At 62.9% G+C, this 22,705-nt stretch carries 20 protein-coding genes; 2 read left to right on the top strand and 18 right to left on the bottom strand.

The window, feature by feature from the left end; genetic code table 11:
- Window positions 1-2 precede the first annotated feature (2 nt).
- From GEV37_RS10380 to GEV37_RS10370, 3 genes are read right to left on the bottom strand one after another with little or no spacing between them, the layout of a single operon-like run.
- On the bottom strand, window positions 3-1,475 hold the full coding sequence (locus GEV37_RS10380) for a tripartite tricarboxylate transporter permease (protein ID WP_386110785.1): 1,473 nt from the start codon (window positions 1,473-1,475) through the stop codon (window positions 3-5).
- A complete protein-coding gene (locus GEV37_RS10375; protein ID WP_227390185.1) occupies window positions 1,472-1,927 on the bottom strand; it encodes a tripartite tricarboxylate transporter TctB family protein in 456 nt (151 codons plus the stop codon). Before GEV37_RS10375 ends, GEV37_RS10380 begins: the two co-directional genes overlap by 4 nt.
- 11 nt (window positions 1,928-1,938) lie before the next feature.
- Window positions 1,939-2,883 carry a Bug family tripartite tricarboxylate transporter substrate binding protein gene (locus GEV37_RS10370; protein WP_227390184.1) on the bottom strand — a complete coding sequence of 315 codons (945 nt, stop codon included), beginning with the start codon at window positions 2,881-2,883 and terminating at the stop codon, window positions 1,939-1,941.
- A gap of 483 nt (window positions 2,884-3,366) precedes the next feature.
- Between GEV37_RS10370 and GEV37_RS10365 the strand changes: the two genes are divergently transcribed.
- Window positions 3,367-4,041, top strand: a complete 675-nt coding sequence (locus tag GEV37_RS10365) for a GntR family transcriptional regulator (RefSeq protein WP_227390183.1) — start codon at window positions 3,367-3,369, stop codon at window positions 4,039-4,041.
- Between the two features lie 204 nt (window positions 4,042-4,245).
- On the opposite strand, the gene GEV37_RS10360 is transcribed toward GEV37_RS10365, so the two are convergent.
- The 4 genes from GEV37_RS10360 to yrfG form a co-directional block, all read right to left on the bottom strand.
- Complete coding sequence (locus GEV37_RS10360; protein ID WP_227390182.1) at window positions 4,246-5,802, bottom strand: phosphoenolpyruvate carboxykinase; 1,557 nt, start codon at window positions 5,800-5,802, stop codon at window positions 4,246-4,248.
- A 305-nt stretch (window positions 5,803-6,107) separates the two neighbouring features.
- The gene (gene hslO, locus GEV37_RS10355) at window positions 6,108-6,983 is read right to left on the bottom strand and encodes an Hsp33 family molecular chaperone HslO (protein WP_227390181.1); all 876 of its coding nucleotides are present in this window, start codon (window positions 6,981-6,983) and stop codon (window positions 6,108-6,110) included.
- 54 nt (window positions 6,984-7,037) lie between these two features.
- Complete coding sequence (gene hslR / locus GEV37_RS10350; RefSeq protein WP_227390180.1) at window positions 7,038-7,427, bottom strand: ribosome-associated heat shock protein Hsp15; 390 nt, start codon at window positions 7,425-7,427, stop codon at window positions 7,038-7,040.
- On the bottom strand, window positions 7,420-8,103 hold the full coding sequence (gene yrfG, locus GEV37_RS10345; protein WP_227390179.1) for a GMP/IMP nucleotidase: 684 nt from the start codon (window positions 8,101-8,103) through the stop codon (window positions 7,420-7,422). Before yrfG ends, hslR begins: the two co-directional genes overlap by 8 nt.
- Window positions 8,104-8,187: 84 nt before the next feature.
- Between yrfG and nudE the strand changes: the two genes are divergently transcribed.
- Window positions 8,188-8,802 carry an ADP compounds hydrolase NudE gene (gene nudE / locus GEV37_RS10340; protein WP_227390178.1) on the top strand — a complete coding sequence of 205 codons (615 nt, stop codon included), beginning with the start codon at window positions 8,188-8,190 and terminating at the stop codon, window positions 8,800-8,802.
- Between the two features lie 163 nt (window positions 8,803-8,965).
- On the opposite strand, the gene ilvD is transcribed toward nudE, so the two are convergent.
- The 11 genes from ilvD to nrdR form a co-directional block, all read right to left on the bottom strand.
- Window positions 8,966-10,810 (bottom strand): dihydroxy-acid dehydratase, encoded by a 1,845-nt coding sequence (ilvD, locus tag GEV37_RS10335; protein ID WP_227390177.1) that lies wholly within the window; start codon window positions 10,808-10,810, stop codon window positions 8,966-8,968.
- A 151-nt stretch (window positions 10,811-10,961) separates the two neighbouring features.
- Window positions 10,962-13,067 carry a methyl-accepting chemotaxis protein gene (locus GEV37_RS10330; protein ID WP_227390176.1) on the bottom strand — a complete coding sequence of 702 codons (2,106 nt, stop codon included), beginning with the start codon at window positions 13,065-13,067 and terminating at the stop codon, window positions 10,962-10,964.
- 134 nt (window positions 13,068-13,201) lie between these two features.
- Window positions 13,202-15,652: an endopeptidase La gene (gene lon / locus GEV37_RS10325; RefSeq protein ID WP_227390175.1), complete on the bottom strand. Its 2,451-nt coding sequence runs from the start codon at window positions 15,650-15,652 to the stop codon at window positions 13,202-13,204.
- A gap of 93 nt (window positions 15,653-15,745) precedes the next feature.
- Entirely contained in the window at window positions 15,746-17,002 is a 1,257-nt protein-coding gene (locus GEV37_RS10320) for a DUF945 family protein (protein WP_227390174.1), read from the bottom strand.
- Between the two features lie 98 nt (window positions 17,003-17,100).
- The gene (locus tag GEV37_RS10315) at window positions 17,101-17,574 is read right to left on the bottom strand and encodes a phosphatidylglycerophosphatase A family protein (protein ID WP_227390173.1); all 474 of its coding nucleotides are present in this window, start codon (window positions 17,572-17,574) and stop codon (window positions 17,101-17,103) included.
- Window positions 17,571-18,545 carry a thiamine-phosphate kinase gene (gene thiL, locus GEV37_RS10310; protein WP_227390172.1) on the bottom strand — a complete coding sequence of 325 codons (975 nt, stop codon included), beginning with the start codon at window positions 18,543-18,545 and terminating at the stop codon, window positions 17,571-17,573. The genes GEV37_RS10315 and thiL overlap by 4 nt, the downstream gene beginning before the upstream one ends.
- Before the next feature lie 30 nt (window positions 18,546-18,575).
- Window positions 18,576-19,079, bottom strand: coding sequence for a transcription antitermination factor NusB (gene nusB, locus GEV37_RS10305; RefSeq protein ID WP_227390171.1), 504 nt, complete (start codon window positions 19,077-19,079; stop codon window positions 18,576-18,578).
- Window positions 19,076-19,564, bottom strand: coding sequence for a 6,7-dimethyl-8-ribityllumazine synthase (gene ribH / locus GEV37_RS10300; protein WP_227390170.1), 489 nt, complete (start codon window positions 19,562-19,564; stop codon window positions 19,076-19,078). Before ribH ends, nusB begins: the two co-directional genes overlap by 4 nt.
- 86 nt (window positions 19,565-19,650) lie before the next feature.
- Window positions 19,651-20,799 (bottom strand): bifunctional 3,4-dihydroxy-2-butanone-4-phosphate synthase/GTP cyclohydrolase II, encoded by a 1,149-nt coding sequence (gene ribBA, locus GEV37_RS10295; protein WP_227390169.1) that lies wholly within the window; start codon window positions 20,797-20,799, stop codon window positions 19,651-19,653.
- Window positions 20,800-20,897: 98 nt separating this feature from the next.
- Window positions 20,898-22,067: a bifunctional diaminohydroxyphosphoribosylaminopyrimidine deaminase/5-amino-6-(5-phosphoribosylamino)uracil reductase RibD gene (gene ribD, locus GEV37_RS10290; RefSeq protein ID WP_227390168.1), complete on the bottom strand. Its 1,170-nt coding sequence runs from the start codon at window positions 22,065-22,067 to the stop codon at window positions 20,898-20,900.
- The gene (nrdR, locus tag GEV37_RS10285; RefSeq protein ID WP_227390167.1) at window positions 22,067-22,537 is read right to left on the bottom strand and encodes a transcriptional regulator NrdR; all 471 of its coding nucleotides are present in this window, start codon (window positions 22,535-22,537) and stop codon (window positions 22,067-22,069) included. The genes ribD and nrdR overlap by 1 nt, the downstream gene beginning before the upstream one ends.
- Between the last annotated feature and the right edge of the window lie 168 nt (window positions 22,538-22,705).

The following is a 22,705-nucleotide window of genomic DNA, read 5'->3' as shown; positions in this document are numbered from 1 at the left end:
ACTCAGCCACGCGATTGGCGCCATAAACGGAAAAGCGGAAACAGCAGCACGAGAACAATCAGAGCTATCAGGATTAGAGAGATCGTCGAGGAGGCTAGAATCATGGGGTCTCCACGACCGATGAGCATGCTCTGGCGGAAGCTGGACTCCGCCATCGGCCCAAGAATGGCGCCCAGCACGATGGGAGCGATCGGGTAACCGGAGCGAGAAAGAAAGAAAGCCATGATGCCGACCAGCAGCATGATCCACACATCGGCGATGCTATTGGAGGCGATGTAAGTACCAATGGAGCACACCACCAGAATCATCGGGGCCAAAAGCCCGGTCGGCAGACGCAGCATACGAGCGAAATATCCAGCGCCGATGTAACCAAGCCCCAGCATGATGAAAGCCGTGAGCAGCATCTGCCACATGAAGCCATAGACCACATCGCCATGCTGGGAGAAAAGCGCAGGCCCGGGGTTGAGCCCTTGGATCAACATGGCCCCCATCATCAGCGCCGCCACGGAGTTGCCCGGAACCCCCAGTGCCAGCGTGGGAATGAGCGAGGAGGAGTTATCTGCGTTGTTACCACATTCCGAAGCCGCGACCCCGCGTGGATCTCCTTTGCCGAACTGGCTGGCATCTTTCGCTGCCCGTTTCTCTTCGGCATAGCTGAGAATACCGGCTAAATTGCCGCCTGCGCCGGGCATGATACCCACCACGACACCGATGGTACCGGCCCTGACCCAGGTCTTGAGCAACCGGTAGATATCCGCCATCTTGATGCCGATTCCCGAGACCGTCACATTGGTCTTGGCTCGCGCACCGGTATCCAGCATCGCCAGCGCCGGGGGAATGGCGAACAGGCCGGTAAGCAATACGGCAATATTGACACCGTCATAGAGATGCCTGACACCGAAGGTCATTCGCCCGGCACCACTGATCATATCCATGCCCACCAAGCCGATACCGATACCGAGCACCGCCGACGTCAGCCCTTTGGCAGGGGCGTCCGACAGCAGTAGCGACACGCTGGTCAAACCGAAGATAGCGATCCAGAAGTATTCCACTGGGCCAAACTTCAGCGCCAACCCGACCAAGGGAGGAGCGAGCACCATGAGCGCCACGGCGCTGATGGCAGAGCCTGCCGCGGATGAAAACAACGCGACATGCAAAGCGAATTTTGCACGTCCATTCATTGCCAGAGCATTGCCATCGAACACCGTGGCTACGGCGGAAGGCGTACCCGGAATACGCATCAATATCGCTGGAATAGCACCGCCATACATGGAACCGTTATAGATACCCGCCATCATGCCCAGCGAGGTCAGCGGATCCATGGTGTAGGTAAAGGGTAATAAAAGTGCCATGGCCAGTGTGGCGGTCAGCCCCGGGATGGCCCCGACCACGATACCGGCTGCGGTGCCGATCAGCATGGCGAACAGGCTGTCCGGCATGATGGCAGGCACAAAGCCGCTCAGGACTTCGATCATAGTACGTCTCCAAAGATCAACTCGGGCGGCATCGTCTGCGAGAACAGCACGTGAAACAAAAGCGTGGTGAGAAGCGCAAACGTCAGGGTGATCACCCCAATACGCACCCATCTCTTCTCACCACCCAGCCACGCCATCGCGGGTAAGAACCAAAGAGACGACGTTACAAACCCCAGGAAGGTCGCGCCCAGCACAAACAGCCCCAACAGCACTAACCCCGCCACTCCATGTATGAGAGAGGCTTCATCGGTTAGGGTGGCTCCTTCCTTGGTCATGACGGTATTGAGTGCGCTCAGTGCGGTAAGAACGATCAATGCCACGCCAATACTGATCGGGAAGTAGGCACTTCCCCCTTGCAGGGTGTGGCTATCCCAAAGGAACAGCCCCCCTACCCCTGCAACGAACAAATTGATGGCGAGCTTTTCGCTCGCCGCCACCTTTGCCTGCACCATTGTGTTCACCCTTATTGCCAGGGAGATTCATCCCACATCGTTTGATAGTCGGCCTGGAGGCCTTCGATGTACTGCGTGAAATCCTGAGTGGACATATAGTTCACTTCGGTATAAAGCTCGTGATTACGCGCGATGAAGGCTTCATCGTTGGCGATATTGGCCAAGGCTTCCGACAGACGCTCGACGATGGCAGGGTCGACGCCGGCGGGCAGCCCCACGCCTCGCGACGAGATCATCTGAACGTCGTAACCCAGGGATTCAACGGTAGGAACATCGGGTGCAAGTTCCGATACGTCAGACCCGAACTGAGCCAGAATACGAACCTGACCTTCCTCTGCCGATGGCATGGCTTCGCCCAGGTTGATCGCAGCTGCAGACACATGACCGCCAACCAACGCAGTACGTGCCGGACCTGCTCCAGCGAACGGTACGTGTGTCAAAGTAATGTCCGCAGCCTTTGCCAAGTAGTTCATGGCCAAGTGATCGTCGGTGCCGACCCCTGTCGTACCGATTGTAACGGCACCCGGGTTTTCGCGGGCAAACTCGATCAAGTCTTCCAGTGTCTGAAACGGGCTGCTGGCAGGTACTGACAGGGCTGAAGGATCTTCGACCAGCCCAGCGACAGGCATGATATCCCCTGGACCAAACGCGGCGTCTCGAGTAATAGGGATCGTCAACATGGGCGGAAGGTTGAGAATACCGAGGGTGTAGCCATCCGGTTTGGCACTAGACAACGCTGCATGCCCGGCTTCACCTCCAGCACCGGGGCGGTTCACCACAACAACGCTTTGCCCAAGCTCGCGCTCCAGCATGGGCTGTAACACCCGGGCAGTCACATCGGTACCTCCCCCTGCCGCGTAGGCCACGATCAATTCGATAGACTTTTCAGGCCATTGCGCCCAGGCAGGTGAGGCCACCATGGCGACAGAAAGCGCCAGTGCAGATTTTTTAATCATTATGCTTCTCCACTTGTTATATCATCAATACTTTAAAGCGAGCGATATTAGCCACTCTCTCATCAGCATTAATGTCTAATTACTCGATCATTCAAGTAACCGGCGTGTTTTAAAAGAGCAACGTAAACTACCATGCTCAACTGTGTTTCTCGTGAACCCCCTTTAAATTCGATGACTATCATTATCCTGGCCTTTCGGCGTTTCAAGATGTTTTGCGCCAATAGCACTATCGCCCTACCTATCGATAGGATTATCAATAATCCTATCGATTCTTCATGGAATATATTTCATCAATTAAAACAATCGGTTGATAGTCGCACACAGTGCATTGGCTAGGGTGGCGTATGGTCGCGAGAGGCTAATCCTGATATTATCCCCAAATCAAAAAAATAAAAATAATACTTTAAAATCATTAAGTTATGAAAGAAGCAAAGTCTGGAGGCACTACTTGCGATCCCGTCACCTCTTGTCTGGAGCCCCGACATGACACATGGCACTTCAACGCAAAACGCTGTTTTTACTATTGTTTCAGCATTGGAAGAAGAAATTATCTTCGGCTCGCTCCTGCCCAAGCAGCGCCTTTACGAGGATGAGCTTATACTTAGGTTTAATACTAAAAGGCACATCGTACGGGCGTCATTACAGGAATTAGAACGGCGGGGTATCGTGTCACGCTCTCCCAATCGTGGGGCCATGGTGCGCTTTTATACGCGTCAAGAAGTAGAAGACCTTTATGTCTTGCGAAAAATTCTGCATGAAGCAGCCGCCAAGTTAATTCAATTACCTGCTGATGCATTGTGGTTAAAGAAGTTGAAGAAAGCGCAGCAACAACATTCTAACGCCGTTAAAGATCATAACCTGTCAGCCATTTTCAGTGCGAACAACCACTTTCATCAGGTGCTATTTGAAGGGACAGGCAACCCCAGTCTGACCGAAGCCATTAACTTTTCAAATGCCAAAACCCATGGCATCCGTTCCCATGGACTCAAAATGCCTGAATTACTCCAGCAGGCAGAGAAAGAGCACTACGCGATGATTGATGCCATCGAAGAAAATGAAAGGGATATTCTGGTCCAATTGTGCCTGGATCACATGCGGCCTGCTCGACGCTTTTACGAGGATAAATACTGCGTCTCGTTAGAACGATCATCTCCCTGACGCTACCGTTCTTCAAGCTTGGACATCATGCCATGTGCGCTTTACGACACAAGCTCAAAGCAGGATGGCACCGATCCGACGGTTTCTGGCAACACGATACAACGCATTTTTCAGACACCGCCTCCCTTTCCCATGATGGCTAAACGAGAAAGCTCTGGCATGACAGCCAGAGCTTTCCATGAGCGGCCAGGACAGTGAAGAGTTCTAACCCTGTTGGGGACCGGCCTTCAGGATCGCGTCGCTCACACCCTCGAACTTCTTGAAGTTCTCGATGAACTTGTCGGCCAGCTCACGCTGGTGGCGAGCAAAGGAGCCTTGGTCTTCCCAGGTGTCACGCGGGTTCAGAAGGCTCGAGTCCACGCCGGGCACCGCGGTGGGCACGTCCAGGTTCAGTTCGTCGATATGCTGGGTCTCGATATCGCGCAGCACGCCGGACTGGATCGCGCTGATGATGGCGCGGGTGGTCGGGATCGAGAAGCGTGAGCCGCCTTCCCCGTAAGCGCCGCCGGTCCAGCCGGTGTTGACCAGGTAGACCTGGGCATCCTTCTTCTCGACGCGCTTGATCAGAAGATCCGCGTACTCGCGGGCCGGGCGCGGAAAGAACGGCGCGCCGAAGCAGGTAGAGAACGTCGCGGCCAAACCTTCGGAAGAGCCCATCTCGGTAGAACCGACCTTGGCGGTGTAACCGGAAAGGAAGTGGTACGCCGCCGCTTCCTTGGAGAGCACCGACACCGGCGGCAGAACGCCGGACATGTCGCAGGTCAGGAACACGATGGCGCTGGGTTCGCCGGCCAGGTTCTCCGGTACGCGCTTCTCGACGTGCTCCAGCGGGTAGGCGGCGCGGGAGTTCTGGGTCAGGCTGTCATCGGCATAGTCAGGCGTGCGGCGGTCGTCGAGCACCACGTTCTCGAGCACGGTGCCGAACTTGATCGCGTTCCAGATCACCGGCTCGTTCTTCTCGGAAAGATCGATGCACTTGGCGTAGCAGCCGCCTTCCATGTTGAAGACGATGTCGTCGCCCCAGGCGTGCTCGTCGTCACCGATCAGGTAGCGGCCCTGGTCGGCGGATAGCGTGGTCTTGCCGGTGCCGGAAAGACCGAAGAACAGGCACGTCTCGCCATCTTCGCCCACGTTGGCGGAGCAGTGCATCGGCAGCACGTCGGACGCCGGCAGCAGGAAGTTCTGCACCGAGAACATGGCCTTTTTCATCTCGCCGGCGTAACGCATGCCGGCAATCAGCACTTTCTTGTCGGCGAAGTTGATGATCACGGTGCCATCGGAATTGGTGCCGTCGCGGCTCGGGTCACACTCGAAGTTCGCGGCATTGAGGATCGTCCACGCCTGCTTGCCCGCCGGGTTGTAGACCTCGGGGCGCACGAACATGGTGCGGCCGAACAGGTTCTGCCAGGCGGTTTCGGTGGTCACGCGTACCGGCAGGTAGTGGGTGGTGTCGCTGCCCACGTGAAGCTCACTGACGAAGTGCTCGCGATCCTTCAGGTACGCCTCGACCCGCGCCCAGAGTGCATCGAACTTGTCGGCGTCGAAAGGCCGGTTGACGCTGCCCCAGTCAATCTGGTCACGGGTGCCGGGCTCCTCGACGATGAAGCGGTCTTTCGGTGAGCGGCCGGTGCGCTCGCCAGTATTCACCGCCAAGGCGCCGTCCGCCGACAGGCGGCCTTCGCCACGAGCCACCGCCCGCTCGACCAGTTCGGCGGTGCTGAGATTGACGTGGGTTTGGGAAGTGGCGTGAGTCGTGGTCATGTCGATTCCTGGGCCGTTGGCCATGGCGGAAAGCCTGAGCTTTCTACGCTGAACGAGTTCTCCCCGGCCAGGTGACAAGCGGCCGAGCACTGAAGACCGGCGCATTATGGCAAAAAGAAAGCCCCCGTAAAACAGGGGCTTGAGCGATCCGTTTTGTAGTTAAACTACTACAATTCAAGGATTTCTCGTGCTGCGCTGCGGTAATTTTTCAAACACTCGTTTGCCTTTAGTCCAAGAAGTCAGCGGTGGCCTGGCGTGAAAGGGGCAGGGGGTGATCCAGCCATTCTCGGCGCCTGACTACAAGCTCAATGGATGGTCGGTGCCGGCGCGTCGGGGTTGTCGATCAATGCTTCGATTTCCGCCGCCGTGTAGTGATATTTCGTGTGGCAGAAGTGGCATTGAGTGTCGATTTCACCCTGATCGGCCAGAATGTCCTTCAGTTCGGCCTCGCCCAGGGTGTGCAGCGCGCGAGTCATGCGCTCGCGCGAGCAGGTGCAGCCAAAGCGCAGCGCCTTGGGATCGAAGACACGCACCGTCTCCTCATGATAGAGGCGATAGAGCACTTCCCGCTGCTCGAGACCCAGCAGTTCTTCTTGCTTGATCGTCTCAGCCAAGTGCACGCTGCGCTCCCATGCGTCCACATCCTGGTTTTGAGAAGCATCCGGCAGGCGCTGGAGCAAAAGCCCCCCCGCCTTCTTGCCATCCGCGGCCAGCCAAAGCCGCGTGGGCAGCTGTTCGGACTGGCTGAAGTAGGCTTCGAGACAGGCCCCCAGGGTCTCATGCTCCAGGGCGACGATCCCCTGATAACGCTTGCCTTCCTTGGGGTCGAGGGTGATCACGATCTGGCCCTCGCCTACCAGCTCGCGAAAGCTGGCGTCCTCGGCGGGAAGCACCCCCTCTTCATCGAGGCGAGCGATGGCGCGCAGTTCGCCACCGGGATTGGATTCCGCCATGAGCAGGGAGAGATCGCCCCGCCCGCGCACCTCGATGCTCAGCGTGCCATCGAGCTTCACCGTGTCGGTCAGAAGCGCCACTGCGGCAAGCAGCTCGCCGAGCAGCACGTTGACCGCGTGGGGGTAGCCGTGACGGGTGAGCACTTCGGCATAGGTGGTATCGAGCGTGACGATCTCGCCGCGCACGTTGGTCTGGTCGAACAGGAACCGCTGAATTTGATCGGACATGGAAAGAACCGTTGGAAAATAGGGGCAGCAACAGGGGCGACAGGCGCCCTGGGCTCACTCGCCCTGGTGGCGCTGGAAACGCTGAATATCCCGGCGCTGCTTCTTGTCGGGACGCTTGAGAGGATGCTGCATGACTTCATTGGTAAGACGGCGCGCCTCGGCCTCCTTGGCACGGCGGACGGTGCTTTCATCGGTCTCGGCGTAGAGCGTGCGCGCCTCCGGAGCACCCCGGCGCTGATCGGACAGTCCAATGACCTCGACCTCGAAGATGTCCCACCCTTGGGGCACGCGTATCAGCGCGCCCAGCTCCACGTTCTTGCTGGTCTTCACGCGGGCGCCATCGTAATGGACCTTGCCGCCTTCGATGGCTTTCTTGGCCAGTGCCCGGGTCTTGAAGAACCGAGCGGCCCAGAGCCATTTATCCAGGCGAACGCTGTCACTCATTGAACTCTCCTTGCGGCCCCGGCAGATCGCCGGGCAGCAGTTGGGCAAATCGATCGAGGGCGATGAACGCCTGCAGCTCCTTTTCGGGGCGCTGGCTGTCAGGCTGCTTGATCCCCATCAGGTACTTGATGCCGAACTCGCGGGCGCTCTCGAGCACGTGCGGGTTGTCGTCGATGAACAAGGTACGGGCCGGGTCGAAGGGTTCGCGCTCGGCGAGCGCCAACCAGAACGCCTGCTCCTCCTTCGCCGCGCCTACGTCTTCCGATGAGATGATGGCGTCGAGGTACTTTTCCAACCCCGTCAGCGGCAATTTGAGCGACAGGCTTGCCCGGTCGGCATTGGTGGCCAGCACCACGCGAGGGTGCGCCGTCTTCAGCCAGGTGAGAAAGTCCAGCGCATCGCTGCGAAAGCCGATCAGGTGCTGCACCTCGCGCTTGAGCGCCACCACGTCGACATCGAGCTCGCGGCTCCAGTAGGCCAGGCTGTACCAGTTGAGGGTGCCCTGCTCGCCGATGATGCGCGCCTTGAGCGTGTCCTGGGTCGCCTGGTCGAGCTTGTGCAACTCGGCGTAGCGCTTGGGCAGGTGCTCTAGCCAGAAGTGGCTGTCAAAGTGCAAATCCAGCAGCGTGCCGTCCATGTCGAGCAGGACGGTATCGATCTCGCGCCAATCAATCATGGCCACTCCGGTGTTGAAACGACAGTCGAAACGGTAGGCGTGCTATTGTAGCCCAAGCCGTTTTTTCGAGCCACGGAGGCCCCCATGCCGCACCCCGACACCCCCACTTCCAACGACGCCTCCCGCTACCCGGTCAAGCCGCGCATCCTGGGTCGCGAAAGCGTGGCGAGAAGCCAGCTTTTTCACGTCGAGGCGCTGGACCTGCGCTTTTCCAACGGTGCGGAGCGCCGCTTCGAGCGCTTGAGCGGTAGCGGCCGACCGGCGGTGATGATCGTCGCGATGCCGGACCCGGAGCACGTGCTGATGATTCGCGAATACGCCGCCGGTTTCGAGGAATACACCCTCACCCTGCCCAAGGGCCTGGTGGACCCGGGCGAGGATCTCGTCACCGCCGCCAACCGCGAGCTGATGGAGGAGTGCGGCTTCGGCGCCCGGCGCATCGAGCCACTCGTCGAGCTCTCCATGGCGCCCAACTACATGCACCACCGCATCCAGGTGTTGATGGCTACCGACCTATACCCCAAACGGCTACCCGGCGATGAGCCGGAGCCCTTGATCGTCGAGACCCACGCCATCGAAGAGCTGCCTGCCCTGCTGCTGCGCGAGGATTTCCACGAGGCGCGCGCCATCGCCGCGCTGTTCATCGCCCGTGACAAGCTGCGTGATGAACGACGCCGGGATGCGTCGGACCTGATCTAGGTGGTCGAACCAGGCGGCTGGCGCCGCCACGCGGATGCCTCGCTGGCGCTCGTTACGCCGCGCTACGGTTAGTGCTGGCATAGACCCCGTAGCGCGGGTAAGCCGAACGGCGCACCCGCGAAAGGCACCACGAAGCGCGGTGCCAGGACCGTAGCGCGGAAGCTCAGTCGAGCTTGGAGAGGTCGCGCACGGCGCCCTTGTCGGCGGAGGTGGCGAGCAGTGCGTAGGCCTTGAGGGCGGCGGAAACCTTGCGCGGGCGCTCGTCGACCGGCTTCCAGGCGTCCTTGCCGCGGGCGTCCATCGCTTCACGACGCTTGGCGAGCTCGGCATCACTCACCTGCACGTTGATCGCGCGGTTGGGAATGTCGATGAGGATGGGGTCGCCCTGCTCGACCAGGCCGATGGCGCCGCCAGCGGCGGCTTCCGGGGAGACGTGACCGATCGAGAGTCCGGAGGTGCCGCCGGAGAAGCGCCCATCGGTCAGCAACGCACACGCCTTGCCCAGCCCCTTGGACTTCAAGTACGACGTCGGGTAGAGCATCTCCTGCATGCCCGGGCCGCCTTTCGGACCTTCGTAGCGGATCACCACCACGTCGCCCTCCTTCACCTTGCCATCGAGCACGTCCGCCACCGCCTGGTCCTGCGACTCCACCACGTAGGCGCGGCCTTCGAATACCAGGATCGAGTCGTCGACGCCGGCGGTCTTCACCACGCAGCCGTCGCGAGCGATGTTGCCGAACAGCACCGCCAGCCCGCCCTCTTTCGAAAAAGCATGTTCGAGATCGCGAATGCAGCCGGTGGCACGGTCGCCGTCCAGGCTTGGCCAGCGCGCGCTTTGCGAAAACGCGGTCTGGGTGGGGATACCGCCGGGGCCGGCCTTGAAGAACTCGACCACCTCGCTGCTTGGCGAGCGCATGATGTCCCACTCCTCGAGTGCCGCGGCCAGGCTGTCGCCGTAGACCGTGGGCACGGAGGTATCGAGCACGCCGGCGCGATCGAGCTCGCCGAGAATCGCCATGATGCCGCCGGCGCGGTGAACGTCCTCGATGTGATACTTCTGGGTATTGGGCGCTACCTTGCAGAGCTGCGGTACGGTGCGCGAGAGTCGGTCGATGTCAGCCAGAGTGAAATCGATCTCGGCTTCCTGGGCGGCGGCCAGCAGGTGCAGGATGGTGTTGGTAGAGCCGCCCATGGCGATGTCCAGGGTCATGGCGTTTTCGAACGCGGCTTTCGAGCCTATGGCGCGAGGCAGCAGGTGCGCCTCTTCGCCTTCGTAGTAGCGCTTGGCCAACTCCACGATGCGGTGGCCGGCATTCTCGAACAGCCGGCGGCGGTCGGCGTGGGTGGCAAGCACCGTGCCGTTGCCCGGCAGCGCCAGGCCCAGCGCTTCGGTCAGGCAGTTCATCGAGTTGGCGGTGAACATGCCGGAGCAGCTGCCGCAGGTCGGGCAGGCGCTGCGCTCGATTTCCGCCAGCGTTTCGTCGTCGACGCTGTCGTCGGCGGCCATCACCATGGCGTCGACCAGATCCAGGCCGTGATCCAGCAGCTTGGTCTTGCCCGCCTCCATCGGCCCACCGGAGACGAAGACGACCGGAATGTTCAAGCGCATGGCGGCCATCAGCATTCCCGGGGTGATCTTGTCGCAGTTGGATATGCACACCAGCGCATCGGCACAGTGGGCGTTGCACATGTACTCGACGCTGTCGGCGATGATGTCGCGGCTCGGCAGCGAGTAGAGCATGCCGTCGTGGCCCATGGCGATACCGTCATCGACGGCGATGGTGTTGAACTCCTTGGCGACACCCCCGGCCTTCTCGATCTCGCGCGCCACGAGCTGGCCCATGTCCTTCAGGTGCACGTGCCCCGGCACGAACTGGGTGAAGGAGTTGGCCACGGCGATGATCGGCTTGTGAAAGTCGTCGTCCTTCATGCCGGTGGCGCGCCACAGCGCGCGGGCACCGGCCATGTTGCGACCGGCGGTGGTGGTACGGGAGCGATACTCGGGCATGGTGTCCTCTACTGCTTTTTTGCGTCGCGCTCGAGCGCGATCGTTCGATGCCAGGCCTGGGCCTGGCGGATGAATCCAGCGCAGGGATTGTGGCACGAGTAGCGCTTTGGGCGCTAGATGAGCGGGTGTTTATATAGCCCGCTCGGGTGAGTCACGGTGCGGCCAGCGCCGGGCTCTGGCGGTCGCTTGCCTGGTTGATGCGGTCGAGCTTTTCGATGGCCGCGTGAATGTTCTCCTCCTGGGCGCCCTTGAGGCGGAAGGCATCGACCACGTTGGCGAGTTCGAACACCTCGACGGTGAGGTTGTCGGCGGAATCGGCGATCATCTGCACCTTGTGGGCATTTTGCTGGGTGGCGCTGTCCATCTCGGCGATGGCGCCGTTGATCTGGCCGATGCCGCTGCTCTGCTCGCTCGAGGCGTCGGTGATCGAGGCCATCAGCTCGTTCACCCGGCTGACCTGGCGCATCACGTTCTCGATCGAGGCTTCCGCCTGGGTCACCGCCGTGCGCCCGCCGTCGACTTCCTGGGTGGCGCTGTCGATCATGCGGCGAATCTCCTGGGCGGCGTCGGCGGAGCGACCGGCGAGGCTTCGCACCTCGCTTGCCACCACGGCAAAGCCGCGCCCGTGCTCGCCGGCCCGGGCCGCCTCCACCGAGGCGTTGAGCGCCAGGATGTTGGTCTGGAAGGCGATGCCGTCGATCACGCCGATCATCTCGGTCATCTTCTCAGCGCTTTGGGCAATGCGCTGCATGCGCTCGACGAGCTTTTCCATCTGCTGGCGGGTATCGCGGGTGCTGGCAGCGTTCTGGTCGGCCAGCTCGCTTGCCTGGCGGGCGTTCTCGCTGTTCTGGGCGACCGTCTCGGTCATCTGCACCATGCTGGCGGCGGTCTGCTGGAGCGCGCTGGCCTGCTGGCCAGTGCGCCGGGCGAGGCTCTCGTTCTCCTCGGCGATCTGCTCGACGGCGGGCGTCACCACCGCGACCCGGTTTTCCACCTCGCCGACCACGGCAGCCAGGCTGAAGCGCATGGTATCCAGCGAGTAGAGCAGATCGCCCAGCTCGTCACTTGAGCGCTGCTGGCTGCGCGCAGCGAGGTTGCCTGCCGCCACCTGGAAGGTCATGTGCCTAGCCCCCGCCAGGCCCTTGAAGACCGAACGCAGGATCACGACACTCAACAGGATCATCACCACCAGGCCGATGGCGATCAGCGATAGCTGAGTGACCAACATGCGCTGGCGCTCCTGCCCCGCTTCGCCGACCAGCGCCTGGGCGTTGTCGCGCTCCTGGATCACCAGGTCGCTGCTCAGCGCGCGCAGCGACTGGGTAGCCGGCGTGACGACGTCGTTGAACGCCTCGAAGGCGGCAAACCCATTGCCCTCATTGACCGCGGTGATCGACGCACTGATGCCGCCCAGCCACTCGCCGAGCGCGGCATCGTAAGCTTGCACGCTTGCGTTGCCCGTCTCTTCCGCCGCGCTGTAACGCGCCCACTGGGTCTCGATCTGCTCGCGGTAGGTGGCGGTGGTCGCGGCGACCGCGTCAAGGTCCGCGCGGCGCGGGTTGCGCACGGCGGGCTCGACCAGCTCGACGGTCTGGCCGATATGGCGCTCGATCTCCTGAAGACTTGCAATCGACTGGAGGCCGGCGCGGTTGAGCCGGTCGAGCCGCTCGCCGGCGTTGACCAGCCCGAGAATGCCCACCGCCCCGGCCAGGCTCAACAACAGAAGCGATACGACCATCATGCCGATCAACTTGGCGCGCAGGCTGCCCAGGTGAAAGCGCCGGACGAGCCCCAGCATGCCCTTGCGCCGCAGCACTCCCTGGTGGACGCGATACTTGCGCGAGGTGCCTTTCTCGCGAAGCTCGCCATAGACCTTGTCGGCCAGCGCGATCTCCTCCGGGCTCGCCTTGCGGCGCACCGAGGTATAGCCGACGATCCGCTCGCCATCGCGCAGTGCGGCAGCCGTGGCGTTGACCCAGTAGTGGTCACCGTTCTTGCGCCGGTTCTTGACCAGCCCCTGCCAGGTATCGCCGGCCTTGATGGTCTTCCAGAAGTCGGCAAAGGCCGCCGGCGGCATGTCCGGGTGGCGAATCATGTTGTGGGGCGAGCCCATCAACTCGTTGCGCGAGTAGCCGCTGACCTCGACGAAGGCGGCACTGGCATAAGTGACGTTGCCCTCGAGGTCCGACCGGGAAATCAGGACGGTCTCGTCGTCGAGCACGTACTCACGTTGGGTGACAGGCTGATTGTTGCGCACGTTGGCTTTCCACTTGTCATTGTTAACAATTATCGTGCGATTATCCGCAACGTGTCCCAAGTTTGATTCGACGAATAAGCCAAAAAAACGCCACTCTTTCGCAAGAGTGGCGTCCAGTCAAAACCAAAAAGGCGTTAGGCGAAGACGACGTTGGCGACGTCCTTGTAGCGATTGGCGAAGTGGACCGTCATGCCCTCCTTCAAATAGTCCGGCAATTCATCGTAATCGCGCCGGTTGGCCTCGGGCAGAATGACCTCGAAGATGTCGCTGCGTCGGGCAGCGATTACCTTCTCGCGGATGCCGCCCACCGGCAGCACCTGGCCGGTCAGGGTCAACTCACCGGTCATCGCCAGAGGCCGCGGGATCGCCTTGCCGGTGGCTAGCGACAGCAGCGCGGTGGTCATCGTCACCCCGGCGGAGGGGCCATCCTTGGGTGTCGCCCCTTCGGGCACGTGCAGGTGGATGAACGCCTTGTCGAAGAACGTCGGTTGGGCGCCGTACTCCTTGAGATGGCCCAGCGTGTAGCTATAGGCGATGTTGGCGGACTCCTGCATCACATCGCCGAGCTTGCCGGTGAGCTTGAAGCCCCGATCCAGCGAGTGCACCTTGCCCGCCTCGATCGGCAGGGTCGCTCCCCCCATCGAGGTCCAGGCGAGGCCGGTGACCACGCCTTCGCCCTTGAGCACCTTCTCCTTTCGGAAAAGCGGCGCGCCGAGGAACTCCTCGAGGTTCTTGACCGAGATCTTGACCGGCTCTTCCTGCTCCTCGAGCAGCTTGACCGTCGCCTTGCGCACGATGCGGTGAAGCTGTTTCTCGAGCTGGCGCACCCCGGCTTCCCGGGCGTAGCCCTCGATCACCTGCCTGAGCGCGGCGTCGGTCAGGTTGATGCGCTTTCTCGGCAGCTTGTTGCGCTTCAAGAGCTTCGGCCATAGGTGGTGCTTGGCGATCTGCATCTTCTCTTCGGCGATGTAGCCGGAAAGACGAATCTGCTCCATGCGGTCGAGCAGCGGGCCGGGAATCGAGTCCAGGGTATTGGCGGTGCATACGAACAGCACCTTGGAGAGATCCATGCGCACGTCGAGGTAATGATCGAGGAAGTCGACGTTCTGCTCAGGGTCGAGCACCTCGAGAAGCGCCGAGGCCGGGTCCCCCTGAAAGGACTGGCCAAGCTTGTCGATCTCGTCGAGCATGATGACCGGGTTCTCGACCTCGACCTCCTTGAAGGCCTGCACCAGCTTGCCGGGCATGGCGCCGATATAGGTACGCCGGTGTCCCTTGATTTCGGCTTCGTCGCGCATGCCGCCTACCGAGAAGCGGTAGAACTTGCGCCCCAGGGCCTCGGCGATCGAGCGTCCTACCGAGGTCTTGCCCACCCCGGGCGGGCCGACCAGCAGCACGATCGAGCCGCCGACATCGCCCTTGAAGGTGCCCTCGGCGAGAAACTCGACGATGCGCTCCTTCACATCACCCAGCCCGTCGTGGTCACGATCCAGCACTTGGCGGGCATGGTTCAGGTCGAGCTTGTCCTCGCTGGTGATGCCCCAAGGGAGCGAGGTGAGCCAGTCGAGGTAGTTGCGCGTGGTACCGTACTCCGGCGAGCCGGTCTCGAGCACGCCGAGCTTTCCGAGCTCCTCGTCGATGCGCGTTTGCACCCGCTCGGGCACTTTCAAGGCTTTCAAGCGCTCGCGGAAGGTGTCGACGTCGTTCTCCCGGTCGCCCTTGGAGATACCGAGTTCGCGCTGGATGACCTTCAACTGCTCGCGCAGGAAGAACTCGCGCTGGCGCTCCTGCATCTGAGCGTTGACCTGCTCGCTGATCTCGCTTTGCAGCTTGGCGACGTCGATCTCCTTGCGCAGCAGCGGCAGCACCTTGTGCATACGCTCCGCCACGGGCAGGGTCGAGAGTACGTCTTGAAGCTCCGGCCCCTTGGCGGAGGTGATCGCCGCGGCAAAGTCGGTCAATGGGCCCGGCTGGTTGGGGCTGAAGCGGTTGAGGTACTGCTTGAGCTCTTCACCATAGAGCGGGTTGATCGGCAGCAGCTCCTTGATGCCGTTGATGATCGCCATGGCGTAGGCGCGGGTCTCCTCGTTCTCCGCGTCCACCGGCTCCTTGGGGTAGGTCACCTCCACCAGATAAGGCGGTTTTCGGGAGAGCCAGCGCTGGATCTTGAAGCGACGAAGCCCTTGGGCGATGAACTGGATCTGCTGGTCTTCGCTCTTGAGCTTGTGCACCTTCACCGCGGTGCCAATGGCGGGAAAGCCCTCCTCGTCGAGCTCGCTCACGCCTTGCTCGCCCACAAAAGCCACGCCCAGCGTATGGTGCGGCGTGTTGCCCACCCGCCGCATGGTCTCCTCCCAGCGCTCCCTGTTGATCACCAAGGGCTGCACCTGCGCCGGGAAGAACGGACGATTGTGAATGGGGAGCAGGTAGATGCGCTCAGGGAGCATGTCGCTTGCCGGTACCAGCGAGTGCGCCTGCTCGCCGTCGGAGTGGTGTTCGCCTTCGCCACCGTGATCATGGGTCTCGGCGTCGTCGTCCAGCCATACGGAGTGTTCGTTGTCGTGCTCGAAATCCTGGTCGCTCATGCGCCCTCCATCGACGGATACCGGCGGCCAGTGCCGCCCAGCTTTGTCTAAGGAATGTGGGCTGTACGGCGAAACTTCAACCCTGGCACGCGCCTATTGCGGCCACAGCTCCGGCATGGGGCGTCCGTTCACCCGCCACACACCGCGGATGACGTCGAACTGAAGCTCCCGGGTGCCTAGCGGAAGCCCCAGCCAAAGCGCGGCCACGGTTGGTGCGTCGTACCAGACGAAATCACCGTCGATGCGGTCCTTCCAGCGCCCGCGCTCGAGAGGTGCCTGAAGGTTCACCACGCTGAGTGCCTCGGGCTTGCGACCATCGAAGAACAGTGCCCCATCGGCCTTGACGGTAATTCCCAGCAGCGGGCTTTCGAGCTCGATGCCGGTCACGTCGAGTCGCGGCGAATCGCTCAGAAGCGCCTGGATATCGGGCTCCATGCGGGCCAGTAGGCCTTCGGCCACCGGCAGACTGCGATCGCCCCAGGCCGCTTCCTGACGCAGTCGGGCAGTGATGCTGCGCACCGCATCGGCGTTAAGCCGCGAAAGCTCGGCTTCGATAACGCCGCTCACCAGCGACGTCTCCGGCGCTTCGCTGGGTACGCGCACGTCACCGAGTGCCAGGCGGCCCTTCAAGCGCAACTCGCTTTCGTCGAGCACCATATCGCTGTTGAGGTCGATGGGCTCGACCTGGACTTCGAAGGCGGGATAGAACAGCGTCGCGGACTCGACGTGCAGGTGGTCGCGCTGGGCGAAGTGGTAGGCATCCTCGATGTAGGTGTAGCGGCTTTCGAGCGTCGTTGGCCCCAGGGTGAGGTAGGCCTGGCCGTCGCTCAAGGTGAGCTGATCAAAGCGCGCGCGCAGGCGCCAGTCCCCGAAGACGCCCTCGAGGCGCAGTCGGGCGCCGCGCACGTCGAGCTCGCGGCCGTTTTGCTGAATGATGAACGGCGCCAGCGCCAGGCGCAGCTCGCTCTTGCCGGTAAGCGTATGGTAGCGCCCTTCCCAACGCGGCAGCGACAACGCCGATACCTCGCCAACCGCCTTTTGCAAGGCGCTGTCCAGACGCGGCACGACGGTGCCTTGGACGTCGGTGGTCAAGAGGCCATGGCGGGCATCGTAGGTCAGCTCGAGCCGCCAGGGACGACCAAGCAGCGGCGACAGCGAAAGCCGCCCTCGTGAGGTCAACCACCCTTGATGACTTTCGGTTCGGCTGACGCGCCATTCGCCGCGGGCCTCGAGATCCTCCAGCGCCTGGTTCAGGCTACGTTCGAACAGTACGCTCGAAATCAGCTGCGCCACGGCCCAGATCACGGTCAGGGTCACAATGATCGGGACGATGAGACGTTCCTTGCGCATGCCATCTCCTCGGACAGCTTCATGAATGACGCCGCTGGTCGTGCAATTTTCGACCCAGACAGGCCGGGCTCAAGCCACATCGGCGAAGGCGTTGGCCTTCAGTGTAGCCAGAACCACAGGTGCATGGTGCTCCAGGCGTAGATACCCGCCAAGACATCGTCGATCATGATGCCGAAGCCCCCCGCCACGCGGCGATCCGCCCAGCGGATCGGCCAGGGCTTGAAGACGTCGAAGATACGAAACACCACGAACCCCCAAAGCGCCGCCTCCCAGGAGAACGGTACGGCGGCCATGGTGATCCAGTAGCCGACGAACTCGTCCCAGACGATGCCGGAGTGGTCGTGTACGCCGAGATCGTGGGAGGTCTTGTCGCACAGCCACACGCCAACCACGAAAGCGACGAACACCAAGCTCATGTACCAGCCTAGCGGCAGATCCGCCATCAGCCAGAAAAACGGAATTGCGGCCAGCGTGCCGAAGGTGCCCGGCGCCCAGGGCACCATGCCGCTGCCCAGGCCGAAGGCGAAAAAATGGGTAGGGCGTCGCCAGACGCTACCAGGTGCCTGATTCATGGCCTCTCCCCTTGAAAGTGCTGCCACCCTTCGCGCGCAGCCTCGACGCCGCGCACACCGGGCTGCTCGCTGCAACGCCCGATCACGGTGAGCGCCACGTCACACTTGGCGAGCGCCTGCCGAGCCTTGGCAACGTTGTCCGGCGCCAGCGTGACCAGCAGCTCGTAATCGTCGCCGCCGCCGAGCATCGCCGCCACCGCCTCGCGCTCGCCGAGCGCCTCGAGAAGTCCGGCGGCCGGCGGCAACGCCGCCTCGTCAAGCTCAGCGCCGACGCCGGAGGCGCGACGCAGGTGGCCAAGATCAGCCAAGAGCCCGTCGGAGACGTCGATCGCGGCGCTGGCGAGCCCGCGCAGGCGCAGGCCCGCCTCGAGGCGCGGGGTGGGCAGCAGATAACGTTTGACGAGCGGATGCGTCATGTCCCGCTCGCCGCGTTGCCATAGATGTAGCCCGCCGGCACCGCCGCCAAGCGCCCCGGTTACGGCAATGACGTCGCCGGGCCGAGCGCCGGCCCGGGTCAGTGCCCGGCCGCTGGGCGTCTCGCCCATCACGGTGACGCTGATGCCGAGCGCGCCGGCGGTGACGTCACCACCGGCCAGCACCGTATCGAATGCCTCGCACAGCGCGTGAAAACCACGGGAAAAATCCGCGTACCAGGTAGTGGCGGCGGCCTCGTCGGCAAAGGCGTCATGGCGCTGGCTGAGCGCCATCAGGCACCAGCGCGAGCGCGCGCCCATGGCGGCCAGATCGCTCAGCGCCACCGCCAGCGCCCGGTGCCCGATCGCCTCGGCGGGCGCATCGGCGGGGAAGTGGACATCAACGAGCGATGTATCGACGCTGACCACCAGCTGGTGGCCCGGTTCGGGGGTGAGTACGGTGGCATCGTCACCCGCACCGAGTGCCACGCCGCTGTGTGCGGCGCTTACCCGGGCGGGCTTCAAAAACCGTTCAATGAGATCGAATTCGCCGAGCACGAGGGCTTCTCAACGCAGGACAGCGGCGCCCTACTGACGGCGCGCGCTGACCTCGGCACTGCGCAAGCGAATGGCAAGCTTGTCGAGGATGCCGTTGACGTACTTGTGGCCGTCGGTGGCACCAAAGGACTTGGCAAGCTCCACGCCTTCGTTGATCGCCACCCGGTAGGGCACTTCCAGGCGATTGGCGAGTTCATAGGCGCCCAGACGCAGGATGGCAAGCTCAATGGCATCGAGATCCTCGAGGCGGCGATCCAGCAGCGGGGCGATCTCGCGGTCGAGTTCCGCCTTGTGGCGCACGGTTTCGTGCAGCAGCGTATGGAACAGCGCCTTGTCGGCGATCTGCATCACCTTGACCCAGTTCTCGTGATCCTCGAGATCGTCGTCGGCGAGCTGGCTACGAAACTCCGCCTCGACGGTAGAGGCGGACTTGCCGGTCATGTGCCACTGGTAGAGCGCCTGGACGGTCAGCTCGCGGGCGGCGCGGCGCCCCTGCTGGGCCGCGCTCGGCTTGCGCGCCTGACGCTCGCTCATGACGGCTCTCCCATGGGCAGTGCTCGCAGCAGCGAGACCATCTCCATCGCCGCCATGGCGGCTTCGGTGCCCTTGTTGCCCGCCTTGGTGCCGGCGCGCTCGATCGCCTGCTCGATGGACTCGACGGTCAGCACGCCGTTGGCCACGGGCGTGTCGAACTCGAGCTGCAGGTGGTTGATGGCGGTGTTGCAGCCACCAGCCACGTACTCGAAGTGCGGCGTGCCGCCGCGGATGACCGCACCGAGGGCGATGACCGCGTCCGGCTTCAGGGTGGTGAGCACGCGCTTGACCGCCAGCGGAAGCTCCCAGGCGCCAGGCACGTGGACGATATGGATGTTGTCGGCATCGACGCCGTGGCGCGTCAGGCTGTCTACCGCGCCTTCCACGAGGCTGTCGACCACGTGGTGATTGAAGCGACCCACCACGATCACGTAGCGGCCATCGACGTCGACGAAGGTACCTTCAACTTGGGAAAGCGATTGCATCTCTTTTCTTCCTACTCGTTAAATCTGCTCTTGAAACCTGCTCGTGACATTCACTCGTGCGCGCCGGGGCCGGCCCTGGCGACGATCTACCGGGGAGCGTTGTCGTCGGGGCCGAGCCGCTCGACCACTTCCAGATCGAACCCCGAAAGCGCCGAGAACTTCCAGGGCGAGCTCAGAAGGCGCATCTTGCCCACGCCCAGATAGCGCAGGATCTGCGAGCCGGTGCCGATGGTCAGGTAGTTGCCGGCGCCATCTGAGTCGCTGGTGCGCGGCGGCTGCACGCGGCCCAGGAACACGTCGAGCTGCTCCTTGAGGTCGACGCTTGGGTGGCCCTCGTCGACCAGCACCAGCACCCCGGCGGGAGCGGCGGCGATCTCCTCGAGCGCCTGCTGGGCGGGCCAGCGACCGGAGGCGGCCTTCTTGAGTCCAAGCACGTCGCGCAGGGTGTCGGCCAGGTGCACGCGCACCGTGGTCACCTCTTCAGGCGAAGGGCGACCCTTGACCAGCGCCAGGTGATGAGCTCCCTGAATGCGATCGCGGAACACATGCAGCATGAGCTCGCCCTGGGTGGTGGCGACCGACGTCGCCTCGACCAGCTCGACGGTCTGCTCGTTCACCATGCGGTAGTGGATCAGGTCGGCAATGGTGCCCATTTTGATATCGTGCTTGCGAGCGAAGGCCTCGAGCTCCGGACGCCTGGCCATGGTGCCGTCGTCGTTCATGATCTCGCAGATCACGCCGCTCGGGTCGCACCCGGCCAGCGCCGCCAGGTCGCAGGCCGCCTCGGTGTGGCCTGCGCGACGCAGCACGCCGCCGGGCTCGGCCATCAACGGAAAGATGTGGCCGGGCTGGACGATGTCGCGGGCGCGCGCGCCCGGGGCCACCGCGGCCTGCACCGTGCGTGCACGGTCGGCGGCGGAAATGCCCGTGGTCACCCCGTCGCGCGCCTCGATGGAGAGCGTGAACTTGGTGCCGAAACCGGAACCGTTGTTGCCCACCATCAGCGGCAGTTCGAGCCGCTCGCAGCGCTCGCGGGTCATCGGCAGGCAGATCAGCCCGCAGGCGTGGCGCGCCATGAAGTTGATGTGCTCCGGGCGCACCTTCTCGGCGGCCATGATGATATCGCCTTCGTTCTCGCGATCCTCATCGTCCATGAGGATCACCATCTTGCCCTGGCGGATATCCTCCACGAGCTCTGCAATCGGGGACAGCCCCTCGGACGAGGTGTTCACCATGGAATCTCCCAAACAGTGGTCGCGCGACCCTCATGCGATTCGACGCGTATGCGATTCAGCGCGTCAGGGTACCTTGACTACCCTGCGCGCGCCAGATTTTACGTACCCGGCACCTGAGCAGCGCGCTCGACGGGCCTTGCAATGATGCGCCAGTCGCGTCCGACGGCGCGCACGTCCTGTATGTCCAGACGCTTCTGGTCCGCCATCTCGGTCAGCCCCGGCAACGCGAACAGCGGACGCGCCTCGCCGCCCATGAGCGTGGGCGCGACAAAAAGCTGCAGCTCGTCGACCAGCCCGGCATCGAGCAGGGCACCGGCGAGCGTGGCGCCGGTTTCCACCAGCACTTCGTTGACCTGATGATCGCTTGCCAGAAAACGCAGCATGTCGGCCAGCGACACCCGGCCAGCCTGGTAGGCGGGCATCACGTGGATATGCGCACCGGCCGCCTCGAGCTTGCGGCGTTTCTCTTCACTGTGCGCGTCGGTGGTGATCACCAGCGTCTGGCCCGGCTCGCGCAGGCACGCGGCGGCCAGCGGCAGGCGCAGGGTGGAGTCCATGATCACGCGAAGCGGCTGGCGGCGAGCGATTGCCTCGCCGTCGGGGAGCCCGAGCTGCTCGGGACGCAGGGTCAGGCGCGAGTCGTCCATGATCACCGACTCCACGCCGCACAGAATCGCGCTCGACCGGGCGCGCAGGCGTTGCACCTGGCGGCGCGCTTCGGGCCCGGTGATCCACTGCGACTGTCCCGAGCCCATGGCGGTGCGCCCATCCAGGCTCATGGCCATCTTGAGCCGCACGAAAGGCAGGCCCCGGCTCATGCGCGAAACGAAGCCGGGGTTGAGCGCCCGGGCCTCGTCTTCGAGCAGCCCCACCGCCACGCGAATGCCGGCCTGTTCGAGCAGCACGATGCCGCGCCCGCTCACCTGGGGGTTGGGGTCGACCATCGCCACGACCACGCGGGCAACGCCGGCCTCGATCAGCGCCACAGCGCAGGGGCCGGTGCGCCCGGTATGCGAGCATGGCTCGAGGGTCACGTAGGCGGTGGCGCCGCGCGCGCCCTCACCGGCAGCGTTCAGGGCGTGAATCTCGGCGTGGGCTTCGCCGGCCCGCGCGTGGAAACCTTCGCCGACGATACGGGCGCAGGCTCCCTCACCCTTCACGATCACGCAGCCCACCCGGGGATTGGGGTCGGTGGTGTAGAGTCCCTTGCGCGCAAGCGCAATGGCGCGGGCCATGTAGGCGCTATCGCGCGTGGTCAAGTCCTGCATCAGCTCTTCTCGCCTTTCGGGGTCTGCGCCAGCCGGTCGATCTCGGCGCGGAATTCGTCGAGGTCCTGGAACTTGCGGTAGACCGAGGCAAAACGGATGTAGGCGACCTGATCGAGACCGCTAAGCGCCTTCATGACCGCCTCGCCGATGTCGCGGGCGTTGACCTCGCGCTCGCCCTGGGCGCGCAGCGACTGGCGAATGCGTTCAACAGAGGCCTCGATCGCCTCGGCACTGACCGGGCGCTTCTCGAGCGCGCGCAGCATGCCGGCACGCAGCTTGCGCTCTTCGAAGGTTTCCCGGGAGCCATCGGACTTCACCACACGCGGCATGATGAGCTCGGCGGTTTCATAGGTGGTGAAGCGCTCCTGGCAACTGGCACACTGCCGACGCCGACGTACCTGATCGCCATCGGCCACCAGGCGCGAATCGGTCACCCGAGTATCGTTGGCACCACAAAAAGGGCAATGCATGACCGTCAACCTATGATGAGAGCAGTGATAGTAACGTGGGGCGTCAGATCGCGTTATCAAAAAGGGCGCCACGGGCCCACCCTTTTTATTTAACGCGGCCTTAACCTAGCATTGTAACGATTTGGCACACAAGCTGCAGCGTTTGTTACATCCCTTTCGATGTCCAAA

Source organism: Vreelandella malpeensis (genome assembly GCF_020622355.1).
Taxonomy (GTDB): domain Bacteria; phylum Pseudomonadota; class Gammaproteobacteria; order Pseudomonadales; family Halomonadaceae; genus Vreelandella; species Vreelandella malpeensis.
Note: the sequence above shows the minus strand (reverse complement) of the source record. Positions and strands in the feature narration are given on the sequence as shown.